This window comes from Silvimonas amylolytica (assembly GCF_014645555.1).
In the GTDB taxonomy this organism is placed as follows: Bacteria; Pseudomonadota; Gammaproteobacteria; order Burkholderiales; family Chitinibacteraceae; genus Silvimonas; species Silvimonas amylolytica.
Genome location: NZ_BMLY01000005.1, coordinates 224957 through 245205, shown reverse-complemented (window position 1 = coordinate 245205; position 20249 = coordinate 224957). Strand labels below are relative to the sequence as shown.

The window sequence follows — 20249 nt, the reverse complement described above, 5'->3', positions numbered from 1 at the left end:
GTGGATCAGGCCTGAACCAGCACATGGCTGCGCATGCTGGCCAGCAGTGGTGTATCCAGCCGTACCACCCCCGCTTCACCCTCACCCAGACGCAAACCGCCGCTACTGACCTCCCCACGCAAGACCTTGACCGTGGCCTCTTGCTGATCACAAAACGCAGCTGTACTCGCTGGCGTCCAGGCTCCCGCGGTTTCCAGATAAGCATCCAGCAGGGTCGGTACCTGTGCTGCACTGAGCTTGCGCGCCCGCCAACCAGGGCCAATGTCTACAGGGATTTCGCACTTGCAGCGTTGCGCTTGCGGTGCGGCATCTGGCGCAAAACGGATCAATGCATGCTGCGCCAGGCCAGACTCACTGGCCAGGTACACCAGGGCGCCAGGTTGTACGGGGGCGACCAGGAACTCGCCGGGTTGCAAACGGACTTCCCCGCCCGCCAGGCCACGCAAGCTCAGCATGGTCGTCGCGTTTTCAAACACGTAGACCAGCAGTGTGCGCATGGCTGCAGGCACGGTCACGCTGGCGGGCACGTGCTCGCGCAGATAGACATTCGAACCAGTGCAGGATGGGGTTTTCATTGGATGCTCCAGAAATAAAAACGCCTGGCACGGGCCAGGCGTCCTGCATAACCACCAGACAGATCAGGCGGTCAGTGCAGCGATTTCCTTTTCCGCATTGGCAAAGGCCTCAGCCTTCTTCGCGTCGCCTTGCGACACACCCTCGGCACGCACAAAGCGCACGTCGGTGATACCAACAAAGCCAAACACCGTACGCAGATACGCTTCCTGGTGATCCAGTGCACGCAACGCTTCGTTGCTGGAATACACACCACCACGCGAAGAAGCCACGACGACGGTCTTGCCCGTTGCCAGGCCAACCGGGCCATTTTCAGTATATTTGAAAGTACGGCCAGCAACGGCGATACGGTCGATCCAGGACTTCAACTGGCTCGGGATGGAGAAGTTGTACATCGGGGCGCCCACCACGATCACATCTGCCGCCAGGAACTGGCTCAACAGCGCTTCACCGTAAGCAGCTTCACGCTTTTGCACTTCGGTGTGCGAGTCGGCCGGCACAAAACGGTGGCCCAGGGCTTCACCAGACAGATGGCTCGGCTCGGACACAGCCAGATCCAGATATTCAACCTGGGCAGTCGGGTTAGCGGCCTGGTAGGCCTTGGTGATATTGGCGGTCAGCTTGCGCGACACAGAGTTGTCACCCAGAACGCTCGAATCGATATGCAGCAGTTTCATGTTTGTATCTCCTGTTGATCTGTAGATTGCCGGTGGACCCGGCTGGCCTTGCAACATGGGTGCTACTCTACCGATGAGCCGGATAGGTGATAAGTCTGCAAAAATGCGATAGATTGTCCTGAAAATGGAACAATGAGAACGAGTCTGATGCCATGCACGATCTGAATGACATGTATTTCTTTGCCGAGGTCGTCGAGGCGGGTGGGTTCTCCAGCGCCAGTCGGGTGCTGGGCATCCCGAAGTCTCGCCTCTCACGCCGGGTGGCTGAACTGGAAACACGGCTGGGTGTACGGCTCTTGCAGCGAACCACGCGCAAGCTGGCACTGACCGAAGTAGGTGAACTCTACTACCGCCATTGCCTGGCCATCCGCGATGAAGCCAGAGCCGCCAGCGAAGCGGTTGAACACGTGCAATCCACCCCGCGCGGGACGATCCGCGTCAGTTGTCCGGTGACGCTGGCACAAACTGTCGTAGGCAAGATCATTCCGTTTTTCATGCAGCAACATCCACAGGTGAAGATCAACATGATCGTCACCAATCGCCCCATTGATCTGCTGGAAGAAGGCATTGATGTCGCATTACGCGTGCGCCCTACCCTGCAAGACTCAGCATCATTGGTGGTCAAACAGCTGGGGATTGCCCATTCAGTGCTGGTCGCCAGCCCGGCACAACTGACCCGGCAGGGCGAACCAACACACCCTGATGAGCTGGGCTGGCTCGATACGCTGGCCATGACGGCAGTCGATGGTCGCGCCAGTTGGTCGCTGGTGGGACCACATGGCGAGGAACGCGTCGTCCCGCACTATCCGCGCTACGTGGCAGACGACATGCCAACACTGATGTTTGCGGCCGAAGCGGGTATTGGCGCGGTGATCCTGCCGGAGTATCTGGTCCGAGAGGAGCTGGCTAGCGGCAGGCTGGTGCAGGTTTTGCCAGACTGGCGCTCAGCGCTGGGCTACGCACACGCCGTATTTCCGTCTCGCCGCGGGCTGGTACCGGCCGTGCGCCATTTCCTGGATTTTCTGGGGGAATCACTACTGACGCCGCAATGCACTGAACAGCTGGCGGGGGCGATTGTGCCGGGGGCCGCACCGGCAGCCCCGGCCATCCTCAAGCACGATTGAGGGCGTGACTGCCTTATTTGTCGAAAGCACGCGGCTGCAACTTACCCAGCCACTTCAAGGCCAGTTGCCGCTGAACCCCTGAGCCGGAATACAGCATTTCTTCCAGCGCGCGCAAAGCCTCGCCTTCCTGACCGTGCTCCAGCATGAATGCAATCTTCTGCATATGCGGATCATCCGTGCGGAATTCTGATGGCGCCGGCTGGGGCGCGGCGGACGCTGCTGGCGCCGATGCCTCGACGACCTCTACAGGTGCTGGCACGGGTGCGGAAGGCCGCAAGACCGGGGCCTCCAGCGGTGGCAATGCATCCAGGTCAAACTCAAGTTCGTTGCCGAAAAGCGCATCGTGTGGCACTTCGCTTTCTGCGTGTGCTGGCAACGGTTCCGGCAGGCGGGTATCAAAAGGCACATGCCCCGCCAGCGCGTTACGCGGCAGCGCTTCATGCTCTTCAGACAAGGTCCATTCCGAGTCCGTCGGCTCCAGCCCGGCTTGTTCACGCATCAATGAAGCAAACTCGGCATCGCCCTGGGCGGACGGGGTAGCCAGATGTTCATCGGGCAACGTCCCGCCAATACTGTGTTTAAGCGCAGATTCTTTGCGGTAATCCGGCAGGCTCGCCGCCTCTTCTTCACTGAGCTGATAAAGCGGATTCTCAGGATCAACATCCGCCCCCATCACTTGCACCTGGCGCCATAGCGATTCATCAGTGAATTGCTCATGGAACTGCATGGCGCAGGTCAGGAAATCGGCCTTCATGTGATGCTGGCTATAAATGGACAATAACTTGAGCCACAACGCTGCCAGGGCCGGATGCTGTTCAATCTCCTGCGTCAGCAGGTTGATGGCCTGTTGCAACAAGCCGTGATCCAGCAACAACTGGGCCTCTTCAGAAACATTGCCCGGCTGCACCACGTCCATGGTGGAGTTCTGCCACTCATTGGCGATCTGGTTGATGTTGGTCGCCAACTCACGCGATGGTTCTGGTCGCACTACGGGTACAGGCGCAGCACTGCCACGCGCGGCCACACCAGCAGTCGGCGAGGTATCGCTGTGCTCATCTGCCTCGAATCCATCGGCAAACTGCAGTGCGTAGTCTTCTTCCGCAGCTTGTGCCGCACGCTGACGCACTTTCCAGCGCCAATACGACCAGATCAGCGCCAGCGCAACAACCAGCACAATCAACGGGAACAGGAGCCAATCCAGAATGCTGCCACTCTTTTCAGGCTCTGGCGGTGCGACAGCATGGACCGGTGCATGCGGATGGACCGCCGTTGCCGGCACTGCCGGTGCGGTATTCGTCGAGGTAACAGCCGTCGCCGGGGCAGCACCTGGCGTGGCCAGTTGCTGCTGGGCCTGCAACTTCAGTTGCGCCAGTTCTTGCTGCAACTGCGCGATCTGGGTTTTGAGTAGCGCCAATTGTTGATCTTCGCTGGCGGCCTGATTGGCGATCGCAGCGACAGCGGGCGCAGACGCCGTTGAAGGAGACGGGGTTTCTGGCGGAGAGTCATCCAGCCGCAGCACAGAACGGCCTTCGTTCGGCGCAGCTTTGCGGGTGGTTTTGGGCGGACGGGGCGGTGCGGCTTCGCCAGCCGGCGCAGCCATGGTCACTTTGGGCGGCAGTGTCAGTTGGGTATCGACCGGCAACGGCACCCGATAACCCTGCGGCAGATCCGGATTTTGCGCGTACAGATCTGCGATGAACTGTTTGCGGCTTGCGTCACTGCGCGGGTAATAACTGCTGGCGATCGTATCCACGTTATCGCCGGCCCGGACAGTCCATGTGCTCCCCAGTGCAGGCAACTTGCGTTTGCCGGAACGCGTGGTATTGCCAGGCAGTGCATTTGCAGCGGTTGCCGAGGGCAGATCCGGGCTGGCGACCGCGCCACGGTAATCACGCGGATCAAGCAGTAGCGTGTAGTCGCGCTGGAAATCCCGCGTATCGTCATTGCTGCACTTTACTTGCAGCGGCAACCGGACAACGGGTTCTGTAACAGGGTCTGTCGTGCGCAAATGCAAACGACCGGCGCCACCGCCCTGCGGCTCCCACGTCATTTGCACACCACGCAAGACAACACCTTCTTCGTCCTGCTGGGGCGTACCGACTTTGAAGCAACTGCTGGTCAGTTCTTCACTGGTCGCCGTGTTGACCTGAATGACCGCGTCCAGCCGTTCGCCCAAGGCAGAACGCACCTGGATAGGCCCCAACGCGGCAGAGAACGCGGGCGCTGCGCTGAAGGTCATCCCCACAGCAAGCAGCGAAAGAAGATGCAAAGAGTGAGCTGGGCGTTTCTTCATCCGTAGATCAGCGGTCGATTTCAGTCAACAAGTGGCATATGTTATACGATATCCAGGTGATCGATTCCGGAAAGCACATCTTTATGTTTGGCTTCTGCGCCCTGCAACTTGATATGCAACCGCAAATCGTTCACTGAATCGGCATTACGCAGCGCGTCTTCATAGCTGATCAGACCCGCTTCATACAAATCAAACAAAGACTGGTCAAAAGTCTGCATACCCAATTCACGCGACTTTTTCATGATTTCTTTGATCTCGTGGACTTCGCCCTTGAAAATCAGTTCCGAAATCAGCGGTGAATTAAGCATAACCTCAACTGCCGCAACCCGACCCTGGCCCGAGCGATGCGGAACAAGCCGTTGTGAAACAAAGGCTTTCAGGTTCAAAGACAAATCCATCAGCAATTGCGAGCGGCGTTCTTCCGGGAAGAAGTTGATAATCCGGTCCAGCGCCTGATTCGATGAGTTGGCGTGCAGTGTTGCCATGCAAAGGTGGCCGGTTTCGGCAAAGGCAATGGCGTAATCCATGGTATCGCGATCGCGGATCTCACCAATCAGGATGACGTCTGGCGCCTGACGCAGCGTATTTTTCAGCGCAGCCCCCCAGGAGTCCGTATCCACGCCGACTTCACGCTGGGTCACGATGCTGTTTCTGTGCTCGTGCACGTACTCAATCGGGTCCTCGATCGTAATGATGTGGTCGTACGCCTTTTCATTGCGCTCGCCAATCATGGCCGCCAGCGAGGTCGATTTACCTGAACCCGTACCGCCTACAAAAATCACCAGCCCACGTTTGGTCATTGCAATATCGTGCAATACCGGCGGCAAGCCCAGATCTTCCAGTTTCGGGATTTGCGAATTGATGGTCCGCAATACCATCCCGACGCGACCTTGCTGCATGAATGCATTGACACGATATCGGCCCAGGGTACCCGGGCTGATCGCAAAATTACATTCACGTGTGGCTTCAAATTCTTCAGCCTGACGATCATTCATGATCGCGCGGGCCAGTTCTTTGGTGTGTTGCGAAGTCAGTGCCTGGGCCGATACCGGCGTCACCCGTCCATCCACCTTCATTGCGGGCGGAAAATCTGCGGTAATAAACAAGTCCGATGCCCCTTTGGCGCGCATATGGCGCAAAAGGTCTTGCATAAACTTGGCTGCCTGTTCTTTTTCCATGATTCCTGAATTCTTTCAATGGTCGGATGAAACTGCGTAGCGTAGCTGGCAACGCTGGCTCCATCCTTCAATCAAATATCTATAGCCTGATTATTGAATAGCTGCCCGCAACGGGGTTTCGCCATGACTATTTGCTATTCAGGCCGCCTTAACGAGCGATACTGACAATCTTGCCAGGCCCAGCCTGGCAACGCGATGCGGATTAACCCTTGAAGTTATCCGGAATCGCTGCCTTGCCACGGGCTTCGGCTACCGAAACGATATTGCGCTGAACCAGGTTTTGCAGGTTCTGGTCCAGGGTCTGCATGCCGAATTGCGAACCCGTCTGGATGGACGAGTACATCTGCGCCACCTTGTTTTCACGGATCAAGTTACGAATCGCCGGGATGCCGATCATGATTTCATGCGCGGCCACACGGCCTGCGCCGTCCTTGGTCTTGAGCAGGGTTTGCGAGATCACCGCACGCAGCGATTCAGACAACATGGCACGGACCATTTCCTTTTCTGCGGCCGGGAACACGTCGACCACCCGGTCAATCGTTTTGGCTGCAGAACTGGTGTGCAAGGTACCAAACACCAAGTGACCGGTTTCAGCCGCGGTCAGTGCCAGACGAATTGTTTCAAGGTCACGCAATTCACCCACCAGCACCACATCCGGATCTTCCCGCAGGGCCGAACGCAGGGCGTTGGAAAACGACAATGTATGCGGGCCGACTTCCCGCTGGTTGATCAGGCACTTTTTGGAGGAGTGCACAAATTCGATCGGGTCTTCCACTGTCAGGATGTGGCCGTACTCGTTTTCGTTGATGTAGTTCACCATCGCCGCCAGCGTGGTCGACTTGCCCGAACCGGTCGGACCAGTCACCAGTACCAGACCACGCGGGTTCTCCGCAATTTCACGGAACACGCGCGGCGCATTCAGTTCTTCCAGGGTCAGCACTTTAGACGGAATGGTCCGGAATACCGCACCCGCGCCGCGGTTCTGCACAAAGGCGTTGACCCGGAAACGCGCCAGGTTGGGGATTTCAAACGAGAAGTCGCACTCGAGGGTATCTTCGTACACCTTGCGCTGCCCGTCATTCATGATGTCATACACCATGTCGTGCACGTCTTTGTGTTCAAGCGGCGGCAGGTTGATACGGCGCACATCGCCGTGCACCCGGATCATGGGCGGCAGGCCGCTGGAGAGGTGCAAGTCGGACGCCTTGTTTTTGACGGCAAACGCGAGCAGTTCAGAGATTTCCATGAGGGCGCAAGACTCCGGTGGTTTCCCCCGCGGGCCTGACGCACCACGAGCGGAACATGACAAGGGCAAATGACAGCAGTATGCATGACAACTATTGCATATCGCGGTCGATTCTAACTGCGGTGAAATAGGACGTAACCAGCGCGCGCCAGCGACGTATCCAAAAGACAACTATCTACTTGCACTCTCTGACAGTTCATAGTGTTGTCCGACAAGGCGTGAAGGTGCGCTTACAAACGGAAAAAGTGCCAGGCGCCTTGTTCCGACTTGCGGTCCACAAGACCGGACAGCCGCCGTGTTGCAGTCAGCCAATACCCTTGGCGCATCCTGCCAGCATTCGGCATATCGAGAAGGACTTACCATTGTGAACGATCTGATTTCGGGTTTACTGGATGTGGTCATCGCCATTGCCGGGTTTCTGGGGCTGCACTCCTGGGAACAAGGCCAGATGTTGACCGCTGCGGCGATTGCCATCGGTTTTTGTCTGTTGGTGGTTGCCGCTGTAGCGCGGTCTGACCGCGAGGAAGAACTGGCTCTCATTCCCGTTCGTCCCCGCCCGGATAACGGTTTGCGCCAGTCTACCCGTCGCAAATGAATTTATAATGCGCAACGGGCAGCACTGTTGCGGCCCACGTAAAGCGGCCCGACGCCGCTATTACGCCATGGCTTTTTCAGTGCGAGCCCATGACCGATCACGCCCCTCAGGCCCTCGCGGCCATCCACCAGCGTATTGATGCTGCCGCCCGGCAATGCGGGCGCACGCCAGGCAGCGTGATGCTGCTTGCAGTCAGCAAAACGTTTCCAGCCGAAGATATCCGTTTGTTTCATGCTGCGGGACAACGCGCTTTCGGTGAAAACTATGTCCAGGAATTTACCGGCAAGGTCGACCAACTGGCAGACCTTGCCGATCTTGAATGGCATTTCATCGGCCCCTTGCAACGTAACAAGACCCGCGTTGTGGCCGAACGAGCGCATTGGGTCCATGCCATCGACCGTTTGTTGATTGCAGAAAGGCTCTCGCAGCAACGATCGAACGAAATGCCGGCACTCAATGTCTGTATCCAGATCAACGTTTCCGGCGAAGAGAGCAAGTCGGGTGTCACCGCAGCCCAGGCGCCAGCGCTGGCGCACGCAGTGGCTGCGTTGCCGGGCATTCAATTGCGCGGATTGATGTGCATTCCAGAGCCGACGCAGGACGCCGCTGAACTGGGCCGGCAATTTAGTCAGATGCAAGACTTGCTGGCCACGCTGAACACTCAGGGTCTGGCATTGGACACCCTCTCCATGGGCATGTCCGCCGATCTTGAACAAGCCGTGGCGCACGGTGCCACGCTGGTACGGATTGGAACTGCATTATTTGGCGCCCGCCCGGCCAAAACCACGGCATAATCGCTTGCGACTGCGTGGCCGGCAGGCAACAAAACCGGTAGCGACGAACATCAGATAAATACAGTCAACGGGACATCCAGACACATGAAGATTACCTTTATCGGCGGCGGCAACATGGCAGGCGCCATGATTGGCGGCCTGATCAGCCAGGGTTTTTCCGCTAGCGACCTTTATGTGGTCGAGCCAGATGAAAGCCGCCGCGCCCAGTTGAGCCGCGAATACGGCCTCACCAGCGGCGCGCCAGATGGCGCCCTGCCAGCCAGCGATGTGGTGATCTTTGCGGTCAAGCCGCAACAATTGCGCCAGGTGGCACAAGCCCTTGCACCGCAGTTGAACGGCGCGCTGGCCTTGTCCATTGCCGCTGGTGTACGCGTGGAGACCCTGTCGCGCTGGCTGGGTGGTTATGGTCGCGTTGTCCGGGTGATGCCCAATACCCCGGCGCTGGTGCAAGCCGGCATTTCAGGTGTGTATGCGGCGCAAGGTGTGTCGGCCGAAGACCGGGCGGCCGTCGATCGCATCCTGGCGTCCATCGGCAAGGTGGTCTGGCTAAAAGAAGAAAGCGAGATGGACGGCATTACCGCCATTTCTGGCAGCGGCCCGGCTTACGTGTTCTATTTTATCGAGTCTTTGCAGGCCGCCGCACGCGCGCAAGGGTTCGCGCCGGACATCGCCCGTGAACTGGCTTATGAAACCGTTGCGGGTGCCATGAAACTGGCAGCACAAAGCGACGACGATGCCGCCACATTGCGCATCAAGGTGACGTCGAAGGGCGGTACGACCGAACGCGCCATCAACGCCATGGACAACAGCCAGGTCCGCGCCACCATCATTGCCGCAACCCAGGCCGCCGCCGCCCGCTCTCGTGAGTTGGGTGATGAGCTGGGCCGGGACACTGAAGTCTGAACGGAGGCGAGGACATGTTTGCGAACGCGCTCGACTTCCTCATCCGCAATATCGCCGAGTTCTTCATTCTGGTGCTGCTAACCCGCTTTTACCTGCAGGCCAGCCGTGTCTCGTTCAAGCATCCGGTCGGCCAGTTTGTGCTGGCCCTGACCAACTGGATTGTGCTGCCGGTGCGTCGCGTGGTGCCGCCGGTACGCAATCTGGACACGGCCAGCCTGTTGCTGGCGTGGGCTTGCGCGTTTTTGATGCACCTGATTTTACTGGCTATCACGCCGTGGCCATTTATTTTCGGGTCACCACTCTCCATCATCGCGCTCATGCTGGCCGCCGTACTAGAGCTCTTCAAGATGTCGCTGTACCTCTTGTTTGCGGCCACCATCGGCCAGGCGTTGATGTCCTGGATTTCGCCCTATAACCCGATGATGCCCGTGCTGGAAGGCATCACCGGCCCCTTCCTGCGGCCTTTGCGCCGCATGATCCCCACAGTGGGAGGGATCGATATCACCCCATGGATACTCATCCTGATCATCCAGTTGTTGCTGAGCGTGGTGGTGGCGTCGCTGGAACCGTATATCCTGCAAAACGTGCGTATCGCAACCTGACCGGGCTGACCGGGACATGAAAAAAGGCCGCGCATTGCGGCCTTTTTTCATGTCCTCCAGGAGGCCTGGACGGTTCGGTTACTGGTGATCAATCCGGCGGTTGGGGTCCGGGCGCGGGTCAATACGGCGAAAATCGCCTTCGATCACCCCGTCGTCAACCGGGCCGGTACCCAACGGCGTTTTATTGCCCCAGGGGAGCAACATGATCAGAGCGACGACATCGCCGATCAACCCTGGTAGCACCAGCAAAACAGCAGAAATATAATATCGGGCCACCCAGAACAGTGACGCAGTGGTCACCCGTCCCTGGCGAACGTCGTTGAACAAAGACATGGCCACCGCCAGTTTGTGATGGCGCAGCATCAAACCGCCCACGATGGCGGCGATCAACAACCAGGCAATGAGCAAGCCAGCGCCAAACGCTTTGGCAAACATGATCATTGCAATGATTTCGAGCACTGGCCAGGCCAGTGCCGCGAGCAGGATAAAAGGCATTGGTTAATCCGGAAACAAACCGTTATGAGAATGAAGCGGTGGTCGTGCTGTGCAACTGCCCGGACGCGGCTGTCGCAATGACTTTGGCGCACGGGTTGATTGAGGCACGACTGGCAGCATGTGTGAACCTGTTGCCGCAAATCCAGTCAGTCTACCGCTGGAAAGGAAGAATCGAAACAGCGGCAGAAGTTCCGCTTTTGATAAAAACAACCGGCGAACGTTATACGGCCTTGCAAGCCTGGCTTGCAGAACACCATCCGTACGACGTGCCCGAGATCATCGCCTTGCCGGCGCAATCCGTTTTCCAGCCCTATCTGGACTGGCTGGTTAGCGAAACTCTGGAGAAGTAACGTGCGGCACCTGTTTGCCCGATCTTTCATGACAGCCTGCGTGGCCCTGTGGTGTCTTGTTACGGCACAAAGCGCACTGGCGGTCGATGAAAAAGACCTGTTGCCCCCCAACGAAGCCTTCAAGGCTTCCGTCGAAACTGTGGATGCCAGTACGCTCAACGTCCACTTCACCATCGCCCCGGGCTATCACCTGTACAAGGATCGCATCAGCTTCGCCGCGCAGCCTGCACAGCCAATCAGCCCGACATTGCCCAAAGGCGATGTGGTCAACGACCCCAATTTTGGCAAGGTCGAGATCTACCCGCGTAGTGTGGATGTGCGCTTGACCAGCAGCCAACCCTGGCCGCAAACACCGCATCTGACTGTCCGCATGCAAGGCTGCGCCGATGCAGGCGTCTGCTACCCGCCGCAAACAGTGCAACTGACGCCCCCCGCAGATAACGCCTCTCACGCTGACAAGCCGGGCCAGGACGGTGTGAAGCAACTGTTTGGTGCCGCGCCGGCTAACACATCGCTGACCAACAACGATGTGGGTAGTGATGGAGGAACCAGCGGTTTTTTTCGCAGTAGCCTGGCCGCCACGGTCGGGCTGTTTTTCCTGGCTGGCGTCGGCCTTTCGCTGACTGCCTGTATGTACCCGTTATTGCCGATCGTGTCCGGCATTGTCATTGGCCAGAACAAGAGCCGCTGGCAGGCGTTCGGGCTGACGTTTGTTTACGTCCAGGGCATTGCCTTCACGTATACGATTGTCGGCATTGCAGCGGCCAGTACGGGCACCTTGCTCACCGTGCAACTGCAATCGTCGCTCACCGTCATCATCATCACCCTGTTTTTTGTGGCGATGGCGGCATCCATGTTTGGTCTGTTTGAACTGCAAATGCCAGGTGGCTTTCAGAGCCGCGTGAATGATCTGGCCAACCGTTTGCCAGGCGGCAAGCTGGCGCCGGTTTTCATCATGGGCATCCTGTCTGCCTTGTTGGTCGGCGCCTGCATGGCTCCCCCGCTGTTTGGCGCACTGGCCTATATGGCCAAAACAGGCGATCTTGCACTGGGGGGTGGCGCGCTCTATGCCTTGGGCCTCGGTACTGGCGTACCGCTTTTGTTGATTGGGGCGTTTGGAGCAACGGTGCTGCCACGTTTGTCTGGCAAGGCCATGACCAACGTCAAGCGGGTATTCGGCGTGATTTTGCTCGGCACGGCAGTGTGGGTTAGCCACCCGTTGTGGTACAAACCGGCGACGGCGGGTTTTCAGAAAGTAACCACCAATGCTGAGCTTGACGCCGCCGTGGCTGCAGCGCATGGCAAACCCGTCCTGCTGGATTTCTATGCCGACTGGTGTGTGTCATGCCTGGAATTCAATCGCAACGTTTTGCCTGATCCAGCGGTCAAAGCGCAACTGGCCAACTATGTCTTGCTGCAAGCAGATGTCACCCGCAATACGCCGGATGATGCAGCGCTGCTCAAACGTTTTGGTCTGTATGGCCCGCCCGCCATGCTGTTCTACAACCGCGATGGCCAAATGCAAAAACGGCGCGTGGTGGGTGATCCCTCCGCCGCAGAGTTTGCTGGCATCCTGCAACAACTTGTTCAAGGGAACACCCTGCAATGATCCGAACTGGCCGTCTCCTGCGCCACGCTGTGCTGGCGTTAACCGTCCTCGCGGGCAGTCAGCTGGCCATGGCTGACTCCCCACTGGATACCGCGCTCAAAGATCTGCAAGGCAAGCCACAAAAGCTTTCGCAGTACAGTGGCAAGCAGCCATTGGTGATCAATTTCTGGGCCTCCTGGTGCGGCCCGTGCCGCCAGGAAACGCCAGACCTGGTGAAACTGCAGCAAACCTATAACGGCAAGGTCCAATTTATTGGCGTGGCTATTGATGAACCTGGCCCCGTGGCGCAGTTCACCAAACAGTACAAGGTGACCTACCCCATTTTGCTGGGGAGCGGTGATGCGCTGGAACTCATGACCAGGCTGGGCAACAACGCGGGTGCGTTGCCCTTTACGGTGGTGATCGACACAAAAGGCAACATCACCACCAAAGATCTGGGCGAGGTCAAACCTGCCGAAATGAAAAAAACACTAGATGGGCTTCTGGGCAAAAAGAACTGACTGCACAGTCACCCAATAAAAAACGGCCGGGAGTACGCATAACGCGCTCCCGGCCGTTTTTCGGGGGTCTCAGATTCAGCCAGAGAACCCGCAGAATACATCGCGCAACATGGCAATCACTTCCAGCGTGCGGATATCACCCACACGGTAATACACGCGATTGGCATCCTTGCGGGTACGCAGCACACCTTTCTCACGCATCAGCGCCAGATGCTGGGAAATATTCGACTGGGTCGTCCCGACCTGATCCACAATTTCCTGAACGCTGACTTCGCCGTCACCAAGAACACACAGAATCTTCAGGCGCAACGGATGCGACATCGCCTTCATGGCGCGCGATGCCTGATCAATATGCTCGTCCGTCATCAGGTAATTAGCTTTATCCATCGTCCTCGATTCTTCTGGCAGCACCGCCACCGGTGTAAATGTTGTCAATTCAAGCCTGTCTGGCCTTGTACCGGCCCGCATTAGCTCATCCTGCCAATGGTGTCAGGATAGATTATCTAACCACCTTTGGAACCCTACCGCAACGCTCATTGCGCGCGCCAGTTATTTGCGCCGGATTTATTCGCGCCGGGGTCAGGCAAATAGCGGGATAAACGCATCTGGATACAATACTGGCTGGTTTTGCCGGTGGCGGCAAATAAGGTAAGCAGGTTAATTGCGGCTCGTCTGCCCCTGCACTAACATCATCATTTCAATATCCGTGCAGCCTGTCAGACAAACCACTACGCAATAATACGTACCCTTGCCGGCAAGAAGTGCATATCCAGCCAGCAGCCAGCGTGATACCTTTGCTCTGGCTCACCCAACGTGCAATGCCAACCTGCCCTTATACCGCCCATAACACTGAAACTGAATCCGACTCGTGCCGAGCCGTAGCCTGATTATCGCCACGTTGCTTTTCTCTGCTGTAGCCACCCTGGCTACGGCTGCGCCTGTTGCGCCCGTCAGCAATGCAGACAAAAAAGAAAAGCAGGATGAACTGAAGGATTTGCGTGGCCAGATTGACCAGCTGAAAAAAGATCTGGTCAATAACGAATCCCATCGCAAAGACGCAGCCGACGCATTGCAGCAATCAGAAAAAGCCATTTCCGATGCCAACCGGGTGCTCAATGATTTATCGAGCCAGCGCGCATTGACGACGGCCCAACTGGCCCGACTGGAAGTGGATATCGCCCGCACCCGCAGCAATATCCGCGATAGCCAGAAGCGATTGGCCGATCTTTTGAACAGCCGTTACCGCACCCGACAACTGGAAGCGTGGCGACTGGTACTGAATGAACAAGACCCTAACCAGACCAGCCGCGAACTGACCTGGTATCGTTATCTGACCGCGGCACAACAGCAACTGGCCCAGCAATTGCAGCAGCAACTGGACCAGCTCAACGATGTATCTGATCGCATCCGCGAGAAAAACGACGAATTGCAGGAACTTGCACGGCAGAAAGCCGCCCAAAAAGCGCAGTTGGTGACTGATCAGCAAGAGAAGCAGGACGTGCTCAATACGCTGTCGCAGCAGATCAGTACCCAGCGCAACCAGATTGGCAAATTGCAGGCAGATGAAAAACGCATCACGTCACTGATTGCGCGGCTGGATGCCATCATCAAGCAACAGGAAATCAAGCGTGCCCGGGAGGAAGCGGCCCGCAAGAAAGCGGAGGCCCAGCGCCTGGCGCGTGAGGAGGCAGCCCGCAAGAAGGCCCTCGCCAGCAACAAAAACAAGAATGCCGCCCAACAACAGGCCGGCAACAACGTCAACCCTGATTCAACTGCAACCGCACAGACAAACCCGACGCCGGTACCCGATACCGCACCGGCGCAGGACAAAGTGACACGCCAGAACACTGAGGAACCGGACGCCAGTCAGTCCGGGCAACAGTTTGCTGCGCTCAAAGGGCGCATGCGACTGCCACTCAAGGGTGAGGTGATTGGCAAGTTCGGTGCGCAGCGTGCCGAAGGCGCTACCTGGAAGGGCGTGTTCATTCGTGCCGCAAGCGGTTTGCCGGTCAAAGCAGTCGCCACCGGGCGCATTGTCTTTGCCGACTGGCTGCGTGGCTTTGGCAATCTGATGATTATTGACCACGGTGGCGGTTACATGAGCCTTTACGCTGCCAACGAAAGTCTTTTGAAGAAAGTAGGCGATACGGTCCAGGCTGGCGATACCATCGCCACCAGTGGCAACAGCGGTGGCATGGGGGATTCGGGCGTATACTTTGAAATCCGCCAGCACGGTAAACCGCTGGATCCGCTTTCCTGGGCCGGATAGCAACCAGAAGCTTGTGCACAGGTTTCTGGATAGAACGTTAAACACGACACAAACACCCGTTTTTTGGAGCTATTGAATGCCCAGCCTGAAGAAACCGGCACATAAGCCGGCCAGCAAAATGCAGAAAATTGCACTCGTTCTTGTTGGCGCGGGCCTTGGTGTCGCGCTGAGCCTTTCGTTTAACGCGGTGGCTGACAAGGAAGCCAGCACTAACCCGTTACCGGTTGACGAACTGCGCGCGTTTTCCACTGTGTTTGGCCTGATCAAACAAAGCTATGTTGAGCCCGTCAGCGACAAAAAGCTGATCGACAACGCCATCAAGGGCATGGTCTCCGGGCTTGATCCGCACTCCGACTATCTGGATGCCGACGCGTTCAAAGACCTGCAAGTCAGCACGCAGGGTGAGTTTGGCGGTCTGGGCCTGGAAGTCAACATGGAAGACGGTCTGGTACGCGTGGTTTCCCCGATTGAAGACACCCCCGCATTCAAAGCCGGCGTGAAGCCGGGTGATTACATCGTGAAGATCGACGACACCCAGGTGCAGGGCATGTCGCTGAATGACGCTGTATCCAAAATGCGCGGCAAAGCCGGCACCAACGTGACGCTGACTGTTCTGCGCAAGGGCGAATCCAAGCCCATGGTGCTGCAGCTCAAGCGCGCGATCATCAAGGTGCAAAGCGTCAAGTCGCAACTGGCTGAACCGGGTTACGGTTATATCCGTATCACCCAGTTCCAGGAGCGTACGACCGAGAACCTCGCAACCGCCCTGTCCGATCTGTACAAGCAGAACAAGGGGCCGCTCAAGGGTCTGGTGCTGGATCTGCGTAACAACCCGGGCGGCTTGTTGACGTCGGCGGTAGGTGTTTCCGCAGCATTCCTGCCCAAGGGTGACCTCGTGGTCTACACCGAAGGCCGCACGGCAGACTCCAAGGTGCGTCTGACGGCAGATCGTGGCAATTACATGCGTGAAGATGCCAAAGCCGATTACTTCCAGAATCTGCCCAAGGAAGTGAAGAACGTGCCGATGGTGATCCTCATCAACGGCGGCACAGCTTCGGCGTCAGAAATCGTTTCCGGCGCACTGCAGGATCACAAGCGCGCGCTGGTCGTCGGTACGCAATCGTTCGGCAAGGGCTCTGTGCAAACCGTGCTGCCGATTGACGCGACCTCGGCCCTGAAGATCACCACCGCTCGTTACTTCACGCCGAATGGCCGCTCCATCCAGGCCAAGGGTATTACGCCGGATATCGAAGTCGCGGAAGCCACTGTGGCGGGTCGTGGCGATTTCAGCGCCCTGGAAGTGCATGAGTCGGATCTGGAACATCATCTGGATAACCCGACCGACAAGGATGCCGGCAAAGCCAAGCCGAAAGACCCGGCAACAACGCCTGCGATCAAGCTGAACGATGCACCGCAAATCAAGCCGCAAAAGATCAATGCCAGCGATGCCGATGCGGATAACAATCCGCGCCAACTGGTCAGCAAATACGACTACCAGTTGCAACAGGGTCTGAATGTCCTCAAGGTGCAGCAATTGCTGCAGAACAAGGCAGCGGCACCTGTAGCACCCGCGGCGTCCGCTCCCGTTGCAGCAAAGTGACACTGGCCAGACCGCAAGACCCACAAAACCCCGCTTCTGGCGGGGTTTTTCTTTGAAAGCGGTCTAAGCATATGCCGTTTACACCGTCACCCATGCAAAGCATTGATCAGACGCCTATGCTTGATGCATGAGGATCGCCATGGAACGTTAGCAATGCCGTCCGCCCACATCCCGTCAGAACGTCACAAAACGCACGAGATCGTCTTCAACGCCCTGCCCGTTGATCAGGCCGTGCAAGCTGCACGCATGCTCGGTCGACTGCCTGGTGTCGTCGTACAACCCCATGCAGCTGAACGCCGCGTGACGGTGCATTACGACGTGATGGAACATACGCTCATTGAGCTGGAAACCTGGTTGCAAAACGGTGGTTTTCACCTGGATGGCAGCATTCTGCAGAAGATCAAACGCGCACTGATCCATTACACCGAGGACGTTCAGCGCGATAATATGGAAATCCCGGAACACCCGATCAAATCACGCGAGGTGTACGTCAAAGCATGGGACCACCATCTGCATGGTGATCATGACGACACACCTGAAGAGTTGCGACGGTATCTCTAGCGCCTGTGCGCCAGACTGACTTCACCACCAACGGGGCTTGTGCCCCGTTTTTTGATTGCCCATGACGACCATCCGCCCCACCACTACCCCTGCCGATCTGAACGACGAACAATTGCTGCGCTACAGTCGGCATATCCTGCTTGATGATATTGGCGTTGAAGGTCAGGCGCGTATTGCCTCGGCCCGCGTGTTGATCATTGGCGCTGGCGGGCTGGGCGCCCCGGCTGCGTTGTATCTCGCTGCGGCCGGCGTCGGCACGCTCACGATTGCAGATGCCGACACGGTCGATCTGACCAATTTACAGCGGCAAATCGTGCACGACCAGAGCCGCATTGGCGTCAATAAAGCGCAATCAGCCGCGCAAACGCTGACCGCGATCAATCCCGAAATCAACATCGAGGCACTTGAGGAGCGGCTGGCCGGAGAACGCTTGCATGCATTGGTCACCGTAGCGGATGTTGTTCTTGATTGCTCCGACAACTTTGCCACGCGCCATGCCATCAATCGGGCCTGTGTGGCTGCACGCGTGCCCCTGGTTTCTGGTGCTGCGGTGAGTTTTGACGGCCAATTAACCACCTTTGACACGCGTGATGACACCGCCCCTTGCTATCACTGCCTGTTCGGTGAAGAAGGCGATGCCAGCGACAGCCCCTGCGCCACCTTTGGCGTATTCGCGCCGCTGACCGGCATGATTGGTACGGCGCAAGCAGCCGAAGCGCTCAAGCTCATCGCGGGGATCGGTACGCCACTGGTCGGACGCTTGTTGTTACTGGATGCACGCAAGCTTGCCTGGCGCGAGATGCGCTACCGCAAGGATCCAGCCTGCCCGGTCTGCAGCCAGCAGCACCCGCTCAGCACGGCGCAGTGAAAAATACTGCTTGGCAAATGTTTTTGATCCAGGGCATAGTGTCCGCATGAATACGCAATCCACGCACCTTTCTGTTGCACGATTTTATTGGTGGTATCGCACTTAACCGGCGGCCACCCGTATTCACTCGACTATACGAAGCCGCCGATTCAGGCGGCTTTGGTCATTCTGAGGGTTCCCCTCACCGTTTCCTGAATCGGCGCTTCAAAACAACGCGGCACCCCAGCCGCCCAGGAGCGCACCAAAATGACGGTTATTCCACCCAACCAGATTCTGCTGACAGGCGACAAGGCAACCGGCCCGCTGGGTTTGGGTCATTACGTGCGCAATCTGCGGCATCGCCTTGCCTGGCAAGACAAGCATCGTCAGTTTGTGATGCTGGCTGATGCCCAGACTGGCGACGCGCACGTGCTGGATGTTGCGCTGGATTACCTTGCCATTGGCATTGATCCGCAACGCAGTACGATCTTTGTGCAGTCACAAGTGCCGGAATTGAAAGAACTGGCTGATTGCTACGCCCGTTTCTGTGCCAAAACACTGCAACTGAATGAACACACTGCGGCTCATGGCGTCGCCGACATTACCGCGCTGAAAACACGTCTGGTCCCCACGGCAGACCCACGGCAAGCTGCGCTGGTTGAGCAAGGCAATGCGTTGGTGCGATCCATCAATCAGCGCGCGGGTGCACAGGTTCTGGTCGAAGCACTACCGGTGCTGGCCGCGCAAGCCCGCAACCGCGTCGCGCTGGACTCCATCGCCCATGCGCTGCCGCTTGCAGCAGGCCCCGATGCCATTCATGGCGCAGTGCAGGCCCTGATCACCGACCCCAAACGTGCCGGTACACGCGCACCAGGCGATGTGGACCACAACGAAGTGTTTTTCTTTCTGGATGCCTTTGAAACAGACATCCATTTTCTGGATGATCTGAAGTCCAAATACCGTCGTGGCGGACTGTCTGATGTGGTGATCCGCCATCATCTGGAAGCCTGCTTGCAAGATGCGCTGGAACCGATCCGTGAACGCCGCAATGCACTGGCCAGCAAGCCGGAAGAGGTGCGCGATCTGCTGCGTCAGGGCAGCGAACGCGCGCGCGCAGTGGTCGCAGAGACATTGAGCGAAGTACGCCGCACGTTGAGCGTGTGAATGCGTGAGATCTGATGCTCAACCGCATCAGCTCATCGCTGCGCAGCCTCAACCAGACGCGGCAGCACAGTCAGTGTATTGGCAACGGTGGCGCGAGCAATGTTGTCGATGCTGTCCTCACGCAAATCGGCCAGCACTTGCTGATAGCTGGACATCTGTACGGGCTCATTACGTCCACCGTCCAGCCACGCAGGCGGGATATCCGGCGCATCTGTTTCCAGAACAATGGCTTCAAGCGGCAACTCTGCCGCCAGCTTGCGGATGCGCAGCGAGCCTGAGTACGTCATTGCGCCGCCAAAACCCAGCTTGAATCCGAGTTTGAGAAACTCATCCGCCTGCTGACGACTCCCATTGAAGGCATGTGCAATGCCCCCACGCACTTTCCATTTGCGCAGATACTTGAGCACCTGATCCTGTGATCGGCGGATATGCACAATCACGGGCAAATCAAAATCCCGTGCCAGTTTCAGTTGTGCTTCAAACACCGCCACCTGTCGTGCGGCGTCCAGACCTTCTACAAAGAAGTCGAGGCCAATTTCGCCCACCGCAACGGGTTGCTCGCGCGCCAGCCAGGTTGCCAGTTCTGCAATGTGCTCGTCACGATGCTGGTCGATATAGATAGGGTGCAGGCCATACGCCACGCTCACGCCGTCGTAACGCAGCATGTCGCGCGTTTTGGCAAAGGTATCGACTGTAATCCCTGGCACCACCCAGCGTGTGGTACCCGCAGCGCGTGAACGGGCCACGACGTCGTCGCGGTCAGCATCAAACTCTGGTGCATCCAGATGAATATGACTATCAATCAGCATGGAACTATTGTGGTTAGCAAGTATCTGTCGATGGCGACAGCGTGACCGCTGTCCAGACTC

21 protein-coding genes are annotated in these 20249 nt (G+C 57.6%); 13 read left to right on the top strand and 8 right to left on the bottom strand.

Annotated elements, in window-relative coordinates; translation table 11 throughout:
- Positions 1-5 precede the first annotated feature (5 nt).
- Both IEX44_RS15445 and IEX44_RS15440 read right to left on the bottom strand, forming a co-directional pair.
- On the bottom strand, positions 6-575 hold the full coding sequence (locus tag IEX44_RS15445) for a hypothetical protein (protein ID WP_188695828.1): 570 nt from the start codon (positions 573-575) through the stop codon (positions 6-8).
- Between the two features lie 63 nt (positions 576-638).
- Positions 639-1250 (bottom strand): FMN-dependent NADH-azoreductase, encoded by a 612-nt coding sequence (locus tag IEX44_RS15440; RefSeq protein WP_188695824.1) that lies wholly within the window; start codon positions 1248-1250, stop codon positions 639-641.
- A gap of 152 nt (positions 1251-1402) precedes the next feature.
- Here IEX44_RS15440 and IEX44_RS15435 point away from each other — a divergent pair, with 152 nt between their 5' ends.
- Entirely contained in the window at positions 1403-2374 is a 972-nt protein-coding gene (locus IEX44_RS15435) for a LysR family transcriptional regulator (protein ID WP_188695820.1), read from the top strand.
- A gap of 13 nt (positions 2375-2387) precedes the next feature.
- Here the strand turns inward: IEX44_RS15435 and IEX44_RS15430 are convergent, their stop codons facing one another.
- The 3 genes from IEX44_RS15430 to IEX44_RS15420 all read right to left on the bottom strand — a co-directional run bounded on the left by IEX44_RS15430 (position 2388) and on the right by IEX44_RS15420 (position 7091).
- Entirely contained in the window at positions 2388-4667 is a 2280-nt protein-coding gene (locus tag IEX44_RS15430) for a type IV pilus assembly protein FimV (RefSeq protein WP_188695816.1), read from the bottom strand.
- Positions 4668-4708: 41 nt separating this feature from the next.
- On the bottom strand, positions 4709-5845 hold the full coding sequence (locus tag IEX44_RS15425) for a PilT/PilU family type 4a pilus ATPase (RefSeq protein WP_188695814.1): 1137 nt from the start codon (positions 5843-5845) through the stop codon (positions 4709-4711).
- A 202-nt stretch (positions 5846-6047) separates the two neighbouring features.
- Positions 6048-7091 (bottom strand): type IV pilus twitching motility protein PilT, encoded by a 1044-nt coding sequence (locus IEX44_RS15420; protein ID WP_188695811.1) that lies wholly within the window; start codon positions 7089-7091, stop codon positions 6048-6050.
- 364 nt (positions 7092-7455) lie between these two features.
- Here IEX44_RS15420 and IEX44_RS15415 point away from each other — a divergent pair, with 364 nt between their 5' ends.
- The 4 genes from IEX44_RS15415 to IEX44_RS15400 all read left to right on the top strand — a co-directional run bounded on the left by IEX44_RS15415 (position 7456) and on the right by IEX44_RS15400 (position 9985).
- On the top strand, positions 7456-7686 hold the full coding sequence (locus IEX44_RS15415) for a hypothetical protein (protein WP_188695808.1): 231 nt from the start codon (positions 7456-7458) through the stop codon (positions 7684-7686).
- Between the two features lie 89 nt (positions 7687-7775).
- Positions 7776-8480, top strand: a complete 705-nt coding sequence (locus IEX44_RS15410; protein ID WP_188695805.1) for a YggS family pyridoxal phosphate-dependent enzyme — start codon at positions 7776-7778, stop codon at positions 8478-8480.
- Positions 8481-8564: 84 nt separating this feature from the next.
- Positions 8565-9383 carry a pyrroline-5-carboxylate reductase gene (proC, locus tag IEX44_RS15405; protein ID WP_188695802.1) on the top strand — a complete coding sequence of 273 codons (819 nt, stop codon included), beginning with the start codon at positions 8565-8567 and terminating at the stop codon, positions 9381-9383.
- Between the two features lie 14 nt (positions 9384-9397).
- Positions 9398-9985 carry a YggT family protein gene (locus IEX44_RS15400; protein ID WP_188695799.1) on the top strand — a complete coding sequence of 196 codons (588 nt, stop codon included), beginning with the start codon at positions 9398-9400 and terminating at the stop codon, positions 9983-9985.
- 78 nt (positions 9986-10063) lie between these two features.
- On the opposite strand, the gene IEX44_RS15395 is transcribed toward IEX44_RS15400, so the two are convergent.
- Complete coding sequence (locus tag IEX44_RS15395; protein WP_188695797.1) at positions 10064-10480, bottom strand: FxsA family protein; 417 nt, start codon at positions 10478-10480, stop codon at positions 10064-10066.
- Positions 10481-10518: 38 nt separating this feature from the next.
- Between IEX44_RS15395 and cutA the strand changes: the two genes are divergently transcribed.
- The 3 genes from cutA to IEX44_RS15380 are packed head-to-tail and all read left to right on the top strand — an operon-like array spanning position 10519 to position 12939.
- On the top strand, positions 10519-10830 hold the full coding sequence (gene cutA / locus IEX44_RS15390) for a divalent-cation tolerance protein CutA (protein ID WP_268238910.1): 312 nt from the start codon (positions 10519-10521) through the stop codon (positions 10828-10830).
- 1 nt (position 10831) lies between these two features.
- A complete protein-coding gene (gene dsbD / locus IEX44_RS15385) occupies positions 10832-12439 on the top strand; it encodes a protein-disulfide reductase DsbD (protein WP_188695794.1) in 1608 nt (535 codons plus the stop codon).
- Complete coding sequence (locus IEX44_RS15380; protein ID WP_188695791.1) at positions 12436-12939, top strand: TlpA family protein disulfide reductase; 504 nt, start codon at positions 12436-12438, stop codon at positions 12937-12939. Before dsbD ends, IEX44_RS15380 begins: the two co-directional genes overlap by 4 nt.
- 75 nt (positions 12940-13014) lie before the next feature.
- Here IEX44_RS15380 and IEX44_RS15375 read toward each other — a convergent pair whose 3' ends face one another.
- The gene (locus tag IEX44_RS15375) at positions 13015-13326 is read right to left on the bottom strand and encodes an ArsR/SmtB family transcription factor (protein WP_188695788.1); all 312 of its coding nucleotides are present in this window, start codon (positions 13324-13326) and stop codon (positions 13015-13017) included.
- A gap of 481 nt (positions 13327-13807) precedes the next feature.
- On the opposite strand from IEX44_RS15375, the gene IEX44_RS15370 reads away from it, so the two are divergent.
- The 5 genes from IEX44_RS15370 to IEX44_RS15350 all read left to right on the top strand — a co-directional run bounded on the left by IEX44_RS15370 (position 13808) and on the right by IEX44_RS15350 (position 19380).
- Positions 13808-15208, top strand: coding sequence for a murein hydrolase activator EnvC family protein (locus IEX44_RS15370; protein WP_188695785.1), 1401 nt, complete (start codon positions 13808-13810; stop codon positions 15206-15208).
- Between the two features lie 76 nt (positions 15209-15284).
- Entirely contained in the window at positions 15285-16808 is a 1524-nt protein-coding gene (locus tag IEX44_RS15365; protein ID WP_229679210.1) for a S41 family peptidase, read from the top strand.
- Between the two features lie 153 nt (positions 16809-16961).
- Positions 16962-17369 carry a hypothetical protein gene (locus IEX44_RS15360; protein WP_188695782.1) on the top strand — a complete coding sequence of 136 codons (408 nt, stop codon included), beginning with the start codon at positions 16962-16964 and terminating at the stop codon, positions 17367-17369.
- Positions 17370-17430: 61 nt separating this feature from the next.
- A complete protein-coding gene (locus IEX44_RS15355) occupies positions 17431-18237 on the top strand; it encodes a HesA/MoeB/ThiF family protein (RefSeq protein ID WP_229679208.1) in 807 nt (268 codons plus the stop codon).
- Between the two features lie 246 nt (positions 18238-18483).
- Positions 18484-19380, top strand: a complete 897-nt coding sequence (locus tag IEX44_RS15350) for a tryptophan--tRNA ligase (RefSeq protein ID WP_188695779.1) — start codon at positions 18484-18486, stop codon at positions 19378-19380.
- 32 nt (positions 19381-19412) lie between these two features.
- On the opposite strand, the gene IEX44_RS15345 is transcribed toward IEX44_RS15350, so the two are convergent.
- On the bottom strand, positions 19413-20189 hold the full coding sequence (locus IEX44_RS15345; RefSeq protein ID WP_188695775.1) for a TatD family hydrolase: 777 nt from the start codon (positions 20187-20189) through the stop codon (positions 19413-19415).
- Positions 20190-20249: the final 60 nt, after the last annotated feature.

Coding starts and splice junctions, on each gene's coding strand:
- IEX44_RS15445 (WP_188695828.1), bottom strand. CDS start 575: ATGAAAACCCCATCCTGCACTGGTTCGAATGTCTATCTGCGCGAGCAC.
- IEX44_RS15440 (WP_188695824.1), bottom strand. CDS start 1,250: ATGAAACTGCTGCATATCGATTCGAGCGTTCTGGGTGACAACTCTGTG.
- IEX44_RS15435 (WP_188695820.1), top strand. CDS start 1,403: ATGCACGATCTGAATGACATGTATTTCTTTGCCGAGGTCGTCGAGGCG.
- IEX44_RS15430 (WP_188695816.1), bottom strand. CDS start 4,667: ATGAAGAAACGCCCAGCTCACTCTTTGCATCTTCTTTCGCTGCTTGCT.
- IEX44_RS15425 (WP_188695814.1), bottom strand. CDS start 5,845: ATGGAAAAAGAACAGGCAGCCAAGTTTATGCAAGACCTTTTGCGCCAT.
- IEX44_RS15420 (WP_188695811.1), bottom strand. CDS start 7,091: ATGGAAATCTCTGAACTGCTCGCGTTTGCCGTCAAAAACAAGGCGTCC.
- IEX44_RS15410 (WP_188695805.1), top strand. CDS start 7,776: ATGACCGATCACGCCCCTCAGGCCCTCGCGGCCATCCACCAGCGTATT.
- proC (WP_188695802.1), top strand. CDS start 8,565: ATGAAGATTACCTTTATCGGCGGCGGCAACATGGCAGGCGCCATGATT.
- IEX44_RS15400 (WP_188695799.1), top strand. CDS start 9,398: ATGTTTGCGAACGCGCTCGACTTCCTCATCCGCAATATCGCCGAGTTC.
- IEX44_RS15395 (WP_188695797.1), bottom strand. CDS start 10,480: ATGCCTTTTATCCTGCTCGCGGCACTGGCCTGGCCAGTGCTCGAAATC.
- IEX44_RS15380 (WP_188695791.1), top strand. CDS start 12,436: ATGATCCGAACTGGCCGTCTCCTGCGCCACGCTGTGCTGGCGTTAACC.
- IEX44_RS15375 (WP_188695788.1), bottom strand. CDS start 13,326: ATGGATAAAGCTAATTACCTGATGACGGACGAGCATATTGATCAGGCA.
- IEX44_RS15365 (WP_229679210.1), top strand. CDS start 15,285: ATGCCCAGCCTGAAGAAACCGGCACATAAGCCGGCCAGCAAAATGCAG.
- IEX44_RS15360 (WP_188695782.1), top strand. CDS start 16,962: ATGCCGTCCGCCCACATCCCGTCAGAACGTCACAAAACGCACGAGATC.
- IEX44_RS15355 (WP_229679208.1), top strand. CDS start 17,431: ATGACGACCATCCGCCCCACCACTACCCCTGCCGATCTGAACGACGAA.
- IEX44_RS15350 (WP_188695779.1), top strand. CDS start 18,484: ATGACGGTTATTCCACCCAACCAGATTCTGCTGACAGGCGACAAGGCA.
- IEX44_RS15345 (WP_188695775.1), bottom strand. CDS start 20,189: ATGCTGATTGATAGTCATATTCATCTGGATGCACCAGAGTTTGATGCT.